Raw genomic sequence first — 12,890 nt, 5'->3', positions numbered from 1 at the left:
TATAAACGCCATGTTCATTATTTTTCTATTGATCGGGATAAGTGTAACCGTGGCCACTGGTTTTCTGGCCGCTTTTCTATGGGCTGTTAAATCCGGCCAGTACGAAGACGACTATACACCCGCCGTGCGCATGCTCTTCGAAAACGAGCCGTCAAAAGCCACAAAGCATGAGGCTAAACCTAAGCCTCACTGAAAGTTATACTTCATCATCAAACCTATACTTTACTATAAAGCCCTGCCTGATTAGTAGCGCCATACTTTTCCGGTAGGGCTTTAACAGGGATGCTCTCCTGCATGACATTGACATCAATCACCTATGGAAGTGACATTCGTCATCTTTTAAAAAGCCATTCCTGAGCAATTTTGAACCGTGAAAACAGGTAAGGGTTACAGACTGCCGAAAATAGCCAGTAACTGGACCAGCGCCTTAAAAGCCAAACGATAAAACAACAAAACTTTAACCAAATGGAGGACACCGCACATGTCAACTAATGTAGCCGAAGTCTTAGAAAACGCCCCTGACGAGCTCAAGCAAAGGGGGCTTACCGAAACGTTCTTTTACGACAACAAGATCGTTCGGAATTTTGGTATAGCAACCATACTTTGGGGTGTTATAGGTATGCTGATCGGGGTGATTATAGCCTTCCAGCTGGCTAACCCTAACGTGAACATGGGTAGCCAGTATACCACATTTGGCCGTGTAAGGCCGCTGCATACCAACGCTGTTATTTTTGCCTTTGTGGGCAACGCCATCTTTATGGGCGTTTACTACTCCCTCCAGCGCCTCTGCAAGACCAGGATGTACAGCGACCTGCTGAGCAAGATCCACTTCTGGGGCTGGCAGCTGATCATCGTTTCGGCGGTTATCACCCTGCCGCTGGGCATGACGACCTCAAAAGAGTATGCCGAGTTGGAGTGGCCGATTGACATTGCCATTACGCTGATCTGGGTAGTATTTGGCTGGAACATGTTCGGCACCATTGCCAGACGCCGTGAAAAGCACATGTATGTGGCCATTTGGTTCTACATCGCTACCTTCCTGACAGTGGCCGTGCTGCACATTGTAAACTCTTACGAAATGCCCGTTAGCTTCCTGAAGAGCTACTCTGGCTATGCCGGTGTGCAGGATGCGCTGGTGCAGTGGTGGTATGGCCACAATGCGGTGGCGTTCTTCCTGACAACGCCGTACCTGGGCCTGATGTATTACTTCCTGCCTAAAGCAGCAAATCGCCCGGTATACTCTTACCGCCTGTCTATCATCCACTTCTGGTCCCTGATCTTTATCTACATCTGGGCCGGACCGCACCACTTGCTTTATACCGCCCTGCCAGACTGGGCACAGTCACTGGGTGTAGCGTTCTCTGTGATGCTGATCGCTCCAAGCTGGGGCGGTATGATCAACGGCTTGCTTACCCTGCGTGGTGCCTGGGACAAGGTGCGAGAGAACCCGATCCTGAAGTTTATGGTGGTGGCCATTACTGCCTACGGTATGGCTACATTTGAGGGCCCAATGCTGTCGCTGAAAAACGTGAACGCCATTGCCCACTTTACCGACTGGATCGTAGCGCACGTGCACGTGGGTGCCCTTGGCTGGAACGGCTTCCTGACATTTGCCATGCTGTACTGGCTGTTCCCGCGCCTCTACAAAACAGAGCTGTTCTCTAAGAAAATGGCTAACGCACACTTCTGGCTGGGTACACTGGGTATCCTTTTTTACGCCATCCCCATGTATTGGGCAGGCTTTACCCAAGGCCTGATGTGGAAACAATTTACCGCGGAAGGCACGCTGCAGTACTCTAACTTCCTGGAAACAGTGCTGCAAATTGTACCGATGTACTACCTGCGCGGTATTGGCGGTGTGTTATACTTATCTGGTGTGTTACTGATGGTATACAACCTGTACAAAACAGCCAAATCCGGCAACCTGGTTGCCAACGAGCGTACCGAGGCCCCGGCAGTCATCAAAGCGGAAAGCTCAAACGCTTCTCACTGGCACGCCTGGATCGAGAAGCGCCCAATGCAGATGGCCATTTGGGCAACGGTTGCCATCATGATCGGAGGCTTGGTAGAGTTTATACCTGCTTTCGTGATCAAATCAAACGTTCCGACCATTGCCAGCGTGAAGCCTTATACTTCGCTGGAGTTGCAGGGCCGCGACCTGTACATCAAAGAGGGATGCGTGAACTGCCATACGCAGATGGTGCGTCCGTTCCGATCAGAGACAGAGCGTTACGGCGAGTACTCTAAGGCAGGGGAGTTCGTGTATGACCACAACTTCCTGTGGGGCTCTAAGCGTACCGGCCCGGACTTGCACCGCGTGGGCGGGAAGTACCCGAACTCATGGCACTACCACCACATGATGGACCCAACCTCTATGTCGCCGGGCTCTATTATGCCGCCATACCCTTGGTTATTTGAGCAGGAAATAGACATGGGCTCTACGCAGGACAAGCTGAAAACCCTGAAAACGCTGGGCGTTCCTTACGAAGAGGAGTACATCGCCAACGCTAACGAGGAGCTGATGACGCAGGCGAAAGAAGTGTCGGCCCAGCTGGCCAAAGAAGGTATAGAAGTAGCGCCAAAGAAAGAAATCGTGGCTCTGATCGCCTACCTGCAGCGCCTGGGCACCGACATCAAAGTAAAAGCGGAAGAATAAGATGCTAGACGCTAGATTCTAGGCAATAGACTTACACCTACTGTAGAGAATCTAGCATCTAACTACCAACATCTAAAGTCTAAAAAAATGTATAAAAACGTTTTAGAAGCCATAGACGGCATCGAAATATACCCAATCATCTCGTTCAGCATCTTCTTTATTTTTTTTCTGGGGCTGCTGCTGTATGTAAGCCTGCTGGACAAGAAGCATGTGGAGGCGATGAGCCAGATCCCTTGCGCACAAGACAACGACACGACACCAAAAGAAAGACAGAGACAATGAGCTGGTTAACTTTATTACCTGGAAAGAAAAGCCTGCACCTGGCAGCAGCCATGCTGCTGGTGGGGGTAGCTGGCGCACAGGCACAGGATGCTGTAGAAGGGAAAAAAGTATTTGAGGCCAACTGTACCGTTTGCCACAGCATAGAGTCTGATGTGGTGGGGCCGGCCCTGAAAAACGTGCACGAACGACGCGATGAGGAATGGATCATCAAGTTTGTGCAGAACTCGCAGGAGCTGGTGCAGTCTGGCGACAAGGACGCGGTAGCGGTTTTTGAGAAGTTCAACAAAGTGCCGATGCCTTCTTTCGGAGGTTCGCTGGCAGAGGCCGACATCAAGAACGTCATCGCCTACATTAAAGAGGAAAGCGCAAAAGAGGCCGAGGCTCCCACCGAAGCCGCCGTAACGCCAACTGATGACCAAGCCAGCACACCTGCCGCGCCCGCGGAAGTATCGTTCATGGAGCTGCCGCCTGTGGTGCACCTCACGTTCATACTTTCAGCCATCATCATACTGCTGTCGCTGGTAACGCTTGTTATGCTGTTCCGCCTGTTTGTGCCAATGATGGGGGATACGATCCATGACGAGGATTTCCGCAAGTCTTTTGCAGGCCGCGTGCTGTTCCTGCTGCGCGGCGACGCCACTGTGGTAACCGGCCAGGCAAAGGACAAGATCCACTCGCACCACGATTTTGACGGTATTCAGGAGTATGACAACGACCTGCCGCCGTGGTGGAAGGCGATGTTCTATGTATCCATTGTGTTTGCGGTAGGCTACATGCTGCACTACCATGTGTTTAAAACCGGCACGCTGCAAACAGAAGAGTATGAGATGGAAATAGAACAGGCTGCCATCTTTGCGGCCAAAAATGCAGAGGACCCGAACGCTGTTACCAACTATGAGGCCCTGACGGACGCCGCCTCCATTGATGCCGGTAAGTCGATCTTCAGCACGAACTGCGCCGCCTGCCACGGCCAGGAAGCCCAGGGTGCCGTTGGACCGAACCTGACAGACGAGTACTGGCTGCACGGAGGAGACGTTAACGAGATCTTCAAAACAGTGAAGTTCGGGGTGCCGGCCAAAGGCATGGTGCCTTGGCAGGGCAAGCTGACAAAGGACCAGATACTGCAGGTATCGAGCTATATCCTGAGCCTGAAGGGCACCAACCCAGCCAATGCCAAAGAGCCACAGGGAGAGAAAGAATAATAGAACAGACTATATTTCATGAGCTGCGGGCACCTGAAACAGGTGCCCGCACTTTTTATGTACGCCCCCTTTGGTGACGACTATCACCCCAACAACTGACCTATGTCATCTTTTTAGTTAGCCCTTATGCGGACTTTTGTAGGGAGGATCAATGAGGCCTCATACACCTAATATTTAATCTTATAAAGGCAGGAGTAATATCCGCACCAGTTATCACTGCCATGGCAACTAAAGCAAAACCAACCGACGAATTTCGGGACCACATCTCCACGGTGGATGAAAAGGGTAAACGCGTATGGGTGTACCCTAAAAAACCAAAAGGAAAACTTTACAACTACCGCAAATACGCAAGCTACCTTCTGCTGTCGCTGTTATTTGCAGGCCCTTTTATCAAGATCAACGGATTGCCGCTGCTCATGCTGAACGTAGTGGAGCGCAAATTCGTGATATTCGGCGTGCTGTTCTGGCCCCAGGACTTCTTCCTGCTTGTGCTGGCCTTCTTAACGCTGGTCGTGTTCATCATACTTTTCACGGTAGTATACGGCAGGGTCTTCTGTGGCTGGGTCTGTCCGCAGACCATTTTCCTGGAGATGGTTTTCCGACGCATTGAGTATGCCATTGAAGGAGATTACACCAAGCAGCGAGCCTTGGACAAAATGCCCTGGAACGCTGAAAAGATCATGAAGAAGGGCACCAAAATCACCCTTTTCCTGCTCATCTCCTTTTTGATCTCTAACATATTCCTGGCCTATGTGATAGGCATTGACGAGCTAAAGCATATCATCACGGACGGACCGCTGGAGCATGTGGCCGGCTTTGGGGCCATGCTGGTGTTTACCGGAATCTTTTTCTGGGTTTTTGCCTGGTTCAGAGAGCAGGTATGTACCATCGTGTGCCCGTACGGCCGCTTGCAGGGCGTAATGCAGGATAAAAAGACCGTGGTGGTGGCCTACGACTATGGCCGCGGGGAGCCTCGTGGCAAGCTAAGAAAAGGGCAGGAGCGAACCGAAGGCGATTGTATTGACTGCCACCAGTGTGTGCAGGTGTGCCCCACAGGCATTGATATCCGCAACGGGGCGCAGCAGCTGGAGTGCATCAACTGCACCGCCTGCATCGACGCCTGCAACGACATCATGCGCATGATCGACAAGCCTGAAGGCCTGATTCGCTATGAGTCGGAGGAGGCAATTGAGAAAGGCACCAAGTGGACCTTCTTTACCCCTCGCGTGATGGGCTACACTGCCGTGCTGGCCATACTTTTGACGGCGCTTACAACGCTTCTGCTTCTCCGCGACGAGGCTGAGGCCACTATTCTTCGCACGCCGGGCCAACTTTACCAGAAAACAGAGCAGGGGCACATCAAAAACCTCTACAACATCTCCGTGATCAATAAGACCAACCATGACATGCCGCTCACGCTTAAGCTCCTCAACAAGGAGGGAAGTATAAAAGTGATTGGCGAAGAAAAGCTGTTACTGCCAGCACAGGGAATTGTGGAGGGCGTTTTCTTTACAGAGATTGACCCAAGTGAGCTCGAAGGCTTGAACTCCAAGATCGAGATTGGTTTATACTATGGCGATGAGCTTATCACCACGCAGGACACCAAGTTCCTGGGACCAGCCAAGTAAAGCATCTGTTTCAACAACCTTATCTAAAACGCACCATGTCAACCGAAAACAAAACATTTACCTTGTGGCCTTACGCTATCATTGCAGCCATTGTGCTGTTTGCGGGCTACATCATCTTTTTCGTGGTGAAGGCCATGAACCAGGACGTGGATCTGGTAAGCAAAGACTACTATGCACAAGAGATAGCCTACCAGGACCACATCAACAAGCTTGGGCGTACCATTGCCGTGGGCGAGGTGGGCATAACTTACAACCAGGAAGGCAAGACTATACTGCTGCAGCTTCCGGAAGGGTATAAGGATCAGAAAATTTACGGGCAAATCGAGTTTTTCCGCCCTTCTGACGATGCCCTTGACTTTAAGATGCCCCTGCAGCCCGGTCGCGACCTAAGCCAGCTGATCCAGGCGGATACGCTGCAGCCGGGCCGCTGGAAAGTTCGCGTGAACTTTAGCGCCAACAACGAGACCTTTTACGCCGAGAAGGCACTAACCATAGAGTAGCAGACCATGATCTGGGCAGGATTCTTATTTGGCTTGCTAGGCAGTTTCCATTGTGTCGGGATGTGCGGCCCGATTGCTATGGCCTTACCATTTGGCAGGAGCAACGGCTGGCGTTTTTATGCCGGCCGGCTCCTGTACAATGGGGGGCGATTGGTTACCTACGCCGCACTGGGCGCTTTGGCAGGAACCTTCGGCAAATCGTTGCAGATGGCAGGGCTACAGCAGTTTGTCTCCATACTTTCCGGGTTGCTCATTCTTTTCCTGCTGGTTGCGCCGGCTACCCTAAAAGGCAAGGCAGGAAGTATACTTGGCACCGATAAGGCCGTAGCGTGGGTCCGAACAAAGTTAAAAGCCTTGTTTGGCCGCGAAAACCTAGGTGCGCTTTTCCTGGTGGGAGCTTTAAACGGACTGTTACCCTGTGGCTTTGTGTATATTGCACTGGCAGGCGCCATTAGCGCGCCAGGCATCGGAGGGGCAGCGCTTTACATGTTTCTCTTCGGGCTAGGCACTTTCCCGCTGATGTTCCTGGTCTCTCTGTCTGGTAAGTTCATCAGCCTAAAGCTCCGCAGCACCTTTAACCGGCTGGTGCCATACGTGGGCATGGCGTTGGCCACGCTTTTTATCCTGCGTGGCCTGAACCTGGGCATCCCATACCTTAGCCCCCGCATAATGCATACTGCCGAGCATACCACAGAAATCACCTGCTGCACCAATCCGGCACAGGCCGCTAAAAACTAACAAAAGTCACTTTTGAAGATGATCCTACGCAGTTTTTCCCGCTGAGCAAGGCAGTACCTTTACCTCAGAAACTGATCATAGTATGAAAAAGCCTTCTCTTGTAAACCGTATTTTAGTGCCCCTACAGCTTGATGCTAATAGTACCTCAATCCTAAGTTATGCCGGTCGTTTGGCCAATGCATTAGAGGCCGACCTGCTTCTGCTGCACTGCACCGGCACCCGGGAACTTACCTTCACGATGCAGAGCCGCGCCATACAGGCACTGAGAACATTAGGCGAGCGCCAGTTGGCGCATGCAGGCAAGGCAGGCGGAGATTCCGTTAAGTTTGACTGCGTGGTACGGCCTGAAAGCTTAGCTGAGGCGATAAAAGCAGTCGTGCAGGACTATGCTGCAGATTTGGTGCTGATGCAGGCTAATTCAGGTACTACAACAGACCTGCCAGAGCCAAACCAAGCCGCCGTTGTGATGGAAGCAGTAGAGGTTCCTGTGATGGTGATTCCGAAAGGGGCTGCATACCGAGAGGTAAAGCACCTTGTCTTTGGCACCGATTTTACCGACACCGACCCCCAGGTGCTCAACCGCATTAAAAAGTTCTCGGAGCAAACCGGCGCCCGACTGGACCTGGTGCAGGTGTATACCGAAGCAGACACCCAACAGCTCAGCGCTATGAACCAAGCCATGCGCGGCGTGGAGAAGTTGCTCAACAGCAGCCGCGTTAGCTGCACGCTAATGGAGGAAGAGGATGTGCTGGAAGGCATAAGCGACTATGCTGAAGAGGCGGGAGCAGACATGCTGGTACTAGCCACCCAGGACAGTTACCTGCCGCAACGGCTGCTGGGCAGCGCCTACCTAAAAACAATGGCCTATCACACGCAAATCCCGCTGCTCGTCTTTAGGCAGCTTAAACGCAAACCCTGCTCAGGTTGCTGCGCCACGTGTACCGGCAAAAAACCAGAAGTGCAAACCGCGGATTCATTGAAGATCATTGCATAAGTGTAAATACAAGTATAGCTTTAAGTATAAACTTCCAAGCAATTGCTAAACAAACTATAATAGCGAAAGGATAAAAAAAGGCATCGTGGCAAATGCTGCCAAACAAAGTATACTTTTTCTGCTGATGAGCCGCACCCGTAATAGGGGCGGCTTATTTGTTTAGAACCCGCTGCCACCGCTAGGAGTATGTGCAAGTAGCCCGAATCATACTTCTCCGGCGCTTAAATAACACATGAGCAAGATCCTAAGCAAGTTAAAATTTCTCTACCAGTACATCATCAGCAGTATCGGTTTTCTGCCCACACTCATCTCCGCCGGCTTTTTTGTGCTTGCCTTTGTAGTGCTATACCTCGAGACCACCGGGCTAAGCCAGTTTCTCCGCGACCAGATGCCGTTTATGATCATCAACAACGGCGATACGGCCCGGCTGATACTGAGCACCATCGCCACCGGCATCATCTCGCTGATGGTGTTTAGCTTTACCATGGTGATGCTGGTGCTAAACCAGGCAAGTTCAAACTTCTCGCCCCGCGTTATACCCGGTCTGATTACTTACAAGGCTAACCAAAGCGTAACGGGCCTTTACCTGGGCACGGTGATTTATACCTTGGTTATCATGGTAAACATCCGCTCCGACTTTTACAGCGTGGCGCTGCCGGGGTTTGCCATTTTTTTGTCGATGTGCTTTGCCATTGCCAGCCTTGGCTTCTTTGTCTATTTCATTCATTCCATCTCTCAGTCTATCCAGATCGAAAACATCCTGCAGGACATTTACAGGGTAACAGAAAAGCAACTGGAGTATGAAGTAGACCGGCAAAAGAATACGCCTACCCCAAATATATTCGAGCACCGGGAAGGATGGGTGCCCCTAATGAGTCCGCGCACAGGCTATCTGCAGAGCCTGGACGAAGATGCGGTGGTGAGCCTGATGGCAGACAAGGACCTGGTGCTGGATTTCAACTACCCTTTGGGCGCCTTTCTGGTAGAGGGCGTGCCGTTTGCTTATATCAATAAAGAAGTGCCCGAGATGGAGGAGTTTAGGAGTAGGCTCTTCAGTTACGTGAGCTTTTACCTGGAAGAGCGGCCCTCGATCAACTATATCTTCGGGTTTAAGCACATCACAGAAAGCGCAGTAAAAGCCTTAAGCCCCGGTATAAACGATCCTGGAACAGCCATCAAAGCCATTGACTACCTTACGGCACTGTTTGCGCTGCGCATGCAACTATCCGACGAAAAATTGCTCCTGGATGCAGACGGCGCGGCGCGGATCAGGTTCCGACACGATACTTTTAAGGAGTTGTACAGCATGTGCCTGAGCCCTATCCGCTTGTATGGCAAACAGGACAGCACCATTATGCTGAAGCTGCTGTCGCTGTTGCAGAGCCTGCTCTACAAAGTACAACCATACCCGCACCTGAAACCAGTGCTGTACGATGAGGCAATTTTCCTGCTCCAGACTGCTGATGAGAACATCCCAAACCCGGGCGACCGCCAGCGGATAAACCAGGTACTGCTGCATATAAACAAGATGAAGGCGTTCAGCAAGCCGCTTCCGCCGCTGGCAGTAGCGTAGTAGGCACTTTCATTTATTTGGCTATTTTTGTAGCCAATCATTTCAAGAAGTATGCTTTTACAGTCCCTAAAAAAGCTGCTGGGCAATGTCCTCAACATTCAGCATGAAACCGATGAGGCTGGCACCATCCGGGAAATAAACGACAAGATCCCGATCCGGGGGAACAACACCTGGATGCTGATATGCTCGGCCATGCTGGCTTCTATCGGCCTCGACACCAGCTCCGGTGCCGTTATTATCGGGGCCATGTTAATTTCGCCGCTCATGTCGCCGATACTGGGTGTGGGCCTTGCAGTGGGTATAAACGACCGTGAAATGCTCATTGCCTCGCTGAAGAACCTGGCTGTGGCGGCAGCGGCAGGCCTGCTGGTAAGCGCCTTTTACTTTAGCATTACGCCGCTTGGCGAGCCAACCAACGAGCTTCTGGCCCGCACCACGCCCACATTGCTGGATGTGATGGTGGCCTTTTTCGGAGGCGTGGCAGGCATTGTCTCCATTTCCCGCTCCGACAAATCAAACGCCATTCCAGGGGTAGCCATCGCTACTGCTTTGATGCCGCCGCTATGCACGGCAGGCTATGGGCTTGCCGTGGGCCGCTACGACTTCTTTTTCGGAGGCTTTTACCTGTTCTTCATCAACGCGGTCTTCATCAGCCTGGCCACCTACATGATCGTGAAATACCTGCACTTCAGCCCGAAAGAGTATGTAGACCAGGCAAAGCAAAAGCGTGTAGCGCAGGCCATGGTGGTGATGCTGGTAATTGTGGTGCTGCCTAGCATCTACTTTCTGTACAACATCTACAGCGGCATACAGACCAAGAAACAGATAGAGCAACTGGTGATCTCCGACTTTACCCGCCGCAACAACGAGATCATCAAGTGGGAAGTGCAGCCCGGCGATTCCTTGCAGTACATCAAGATCTACAGCGTTGGCAAACAGGTAGACGAGCAGCTGGTGCAGCATTACGATAAAATTCTGGCAGCTAATCAACTGAGCAAGTATAGAGTCAAGCTCGTGCAGTTGGACGTGTCGCCGGAGGAGGTGCAGCAGATCGCCTACGACATCACCAACAACCTGACGCAGGACTTTCTGAAAACGCTGGAGCTGCAGAAAATGCAGGAGCAGCACACCGACAGCCTGCAGCGCAAGCAAGAGCTGGAGCTTAACGGAACAGCTGCCAAGGACTTGAAAATGCTGTTCCCGGAGATCAGGAAGGTGCAGTTGGGGGAGATGGTGAACACAGCCAACGTGGGCAAGCCTGATACCGTGATGCTGGTAATGCTGGACTGGCGGCAACCGGAGCCAGAAAAAAAGCCTTCGCAGAAGGAGCAGCCTGTGCCCCAGAAAATGAAGCCCGAGCAGGTGCAGGAGTACGAGAACCGCATCAGGGGCTATCTCAGCTACAAACTAAACCGCGACTCTGTGCAGGTGATCTCTACCTTCTAATCCTCTGTGATCAAAGTAACATTACCTTGCAGCTTTGGATAATAAACAAATACAGCAACACATTTAAACCAACGTATAGTTGAAATAAGTATACCGTAGACCGGGCATGGCGAAAGAAAAAACACTCAAACAGCAGCTGTACACTATCATTTTTGAGGCTGAAACGCCTGCGGGCAAGCTGTTTGACGTGCTACTGCTCTTCTTTATCACGGCCAGTGTTACGGTGGTGTCTTTGGAGAGCGTGGTAACCTTGCGCCGGGAACACCTGCACCTTTTCTTGGGCCTGGAGTGGGGCTTTACCATACTTTTCACCATCGAGTACCTATTACGCATCTATAGCTCACCAAAGCCGCTAAAGTATATTTTCTCGTTTTTTGGCCTCGTAGACCTGCTATCGATCATTCCTTCGTACTTGAGTTTGTTTATACTTGGGTCGCAGTATTTGTTGGTGGTGCGTGTGCTGCGTTTGCTGCGTATTGCCCGAATCTTTAAACTCACGCAGTTTATAAACGAAGGGCAGGTACTCTCCAACGCGCTAAAAGCGAGCTTTGCGAAAATAACTGTTTTCTTAGGCACCGTCATCCTGTTAGTGGTTATTATCGGCTCGGCCATGTATGTGATAGAAGGCACCGCCAGCGGCTTTACCAGCATACCCACCAGCATTTACTGGACCATCGTCACACTCACCACGGTTGGCTATGGTGATATTGCTCCGCAAACAGCCTTAGGGCAGATACTGGCTAGCTTTGTGATGATCATGGGCTATGGCATCATAGCCGTGCCTACCGGCATTGTAACGGTGGAGATGTCTAAATCTGACAAAAAGATGGTGCCTACGCGTGTTTGCCCCAACTGCCACCAGGAAGGGCACCCGGTAGGGGCCCACTTCTGCTACAACTGCGGCTATGCGTTTGAGTACACGGTAGACTAGATTACCGGCCTATAACGATGGTATGATAGGTAGGCGCGTAGCCTCCCCAAATGCCCAGCCCGCCTTTTATGTTGGATTGCGTGATGTTAGGCGAGGAGATGGGGCTGCCGTTGTTGTTCTGCTCATTCTCCAAGGTATACCAAAAGCGATAGTGCGCTATATCGATGGCCGCCCAGCGCACCGTTACCGTGTCGCCGATGCCAAAGTAGCTGTACAGATCCTGATCCACCTCTTCCTGCCCCTTTGGCTCCCCGCGGTCCAGCGGGTAATCGATCGTGGCGCCGTTCACTAGCTCATCCGACAACACGGACAGCAACAGGCCCGGGTAAAAAGGCTCGCTGTTTCGCTTGGTAAAGTAGCGGATGCTGTTGCCCAGTGTATCAGGGTCGGCATAGCGGTAGTAGAGGCTTACCAGGCTATCCTGTGCCGGGTCGGGGTGCGGCACCACCCATAGCGAGTCGAGCGGGTTATACTGCGGAATGGTAGTAACGGCGCTAAGCTCGCGCCCCTCGTGCAGCACACGCAGCGTATAGCTTTTCCCTGTTTCACCCAAGAGTTCATCCGACGTATAAACGAAGAAATCTACATTGCCCGACGCGGCTCCTGCGACAGGCTGCACTCCAAACTGCATCGCCAGCGCTTGCTTAACGTTATCATTTAGAGCACCTACAGGATATTCTTTTAAAGTATAGCTTTTCTCGTCCACAGACACCGTAACCTGCGCCTCGTGCACGAAAGCGCCTGACAGCGCCGCTGCAGAAATCTCAGAGAAAACCGGCACCGTGCGGGTCAGCACCACGATAGGAGGCGCACCGGGCTCTATGTGCCCTTCCACCACCAGCTGCTCTTCCCCGGGCGGCACCTCAATCGTTATGTCTTCCTCGCAGCTAAAAAACAACAAGCCGCACAAAGTGATAAGTATAAATTTCAGCTTCGGCAT

General features: G+C 51.8%; 12 protein-coding genes. 11 read left to right on the top strand and 1 reads right to left on the bottom strand.

Annotation, left to right across the window (positions count from 1 at the left end):
• Positions 1–10 precede the first annotated feature (10 nt).
• The 11 genes from ccoS (at position 11) to FJM65_RS00690 (ending at position 11,950) form a co-directional block, all read left to right on the top strand.
• Complete coding sequence (gene ccoS, locus FJM65_RS00740; RefSeq protein ID WP_140618355.1) at positions 11–193, top strand: cbb3-type cytochrome oxidase assembly protein CcoS; 183 nt, start codon at positions 11–13, stop codon at positions 191–193.
• A gap of 288 nt (positions 194–481) precedes the next feature.
• Positions 482–2,656: a cytochrome-c oxidase, cbb3-type subunit I gene (gene ccoN / locus FJM65_RS00735; protein WP_140618353.1), complete on the top strand. Its 2,175-nt coding sequence runs from the start codon at positions 482–484 to the stop codon at positions 2,654–2,656.
• An 87-nt stretch (positions 2,657–2,743) separates the two neighbouring features.
• Positions 2,744–2,938 carry a hypothetical protein gene (locus FJM65_RS00730; RefSeq protein WP_140618351.1) on the top strand — a complete coding sequence of 65 codons (195 nt, stop codon included), beginning with the start codon at positions 2,744–2,746 and terminating at the stop codon, positions 2,936–2,938.
• Positions 2,935–4,140, top strand: coding sequence for a c-type cytochrome (locus FJM65_RS00725; RefSeq protein ID WP_140618348.1), 1,206 nt, complete (start codon positions 2,935–2,937; stop codon positions 4,138–4,140). Before FJM65_RS00730 ends, FJM65_RS00725 begins: the two co-directional genes overlap by 4 nt.
• Positions 4,141–4,361: 221 nt before the next feature.
• Complete coding sequence (ccoG, locus tag FJM65_RS00720) at positions 4,362–5,768, top strand: cytochrome c oxidase accessory protein CcoG (protein ID WP_140618346.1); 1,407 nt, start codon at positions 4,362–4,364, stop codon at positions 5,766–5,768.
• 35 nt (positions 5,769–5,803) lie between these two features.
• Positions 5,804–6,268, top strand: a complete 465-nt coding sequence (locus tag FJM65_RS00715; RefSeq protein WP_140618343.1) for a FixH family protein — start codon at positions 5,804–5,806, stop codon at positions 6,266–6,268.
• Positions 6,269–6,274: 6 nt separating this feature from the next.
• Positions 6,275–7,006 carry a sulfite exporter TauE/SafE family protein gene (locus FJM65_RS00710; RefSeq protein ID WP_140618341.1) on the top strand — a complete coding sequence of 244 codons (732 nt, stop codon included), beginning with the start codon at positions 6,275–6,277 and terminating at the stop codon, positions 7,004–7,006.
• Positions 7,007–7,088: 82 nt separating this feature from the next.
• A complete protein-coding gene (locus FJM65_RS00705; protein ID WP_140618339.1) occupies positions 7,089–8,000 on the top strand; it encodes a universal stress protein in 912 nt (303 codons plus the stop codon).
• 232 nt (positions 8,001–8,232) lie between these two features.
• Positions 8,233–9,573, top strand: a complete 1,341-nt coding sequence (locus FJM65_RS00700; protein ID WP_140618337.1) for a DUF2254 domain-containing protein — start codon at positions 8,233–8,235, stop codon at positions 9,571–9,573.
• 51 nt (positions 9,574–9,624) lie between these two features.
• Entirely contained in the window at positions 9,625–11,019 is a 1,395-nt protein-coding gene (locus FJM65_RS00695) for a TIGR00341 family protein (RefSeq protein WP_140618334.1), read from the top strand.
• 106 nt (positions 11,020–11,125) lie between these two features.
• Positions 11,126–11,950, top strand: coding sequence for an ion transporter (locus FJM65_RS00690; RefSeq protein WP_140618331.1), 825 nt, complete (start codon positions 11,126–11,128; stop codon positions 11,948–11,950).
• Position 11,951: 1 nt separating this feature from the next.
• Here FJM65_RS00690 and FJM65_RS00685 read toward each other — a convergent pair whose 3' ends face one another.
• Entirely contained in the window at positions 11,952–12,890 is a 939-nt protein-coding gene (locus tag FJM65_RS00685; RefSeq protein WP_140618329.1) for a DUF4249 domain-containing protein, read from the bottom strand.

Origin of the sequence: Pontibacter mangrovi, assembly GCF_006385705.1 — a bacterium.
In the GTDB taxonomy this organism is placed as follows: Bacteria; Bacteroidota; Bacteroidia; order Cytophagales; family Hymenobacteraceae; genus Pontibacter; species Pontibacter mangrovi.
Note: the sequence above shows the minus strand (reverse complement) of the source record. Positions and strands in the feature narration are given on the sequence as shown.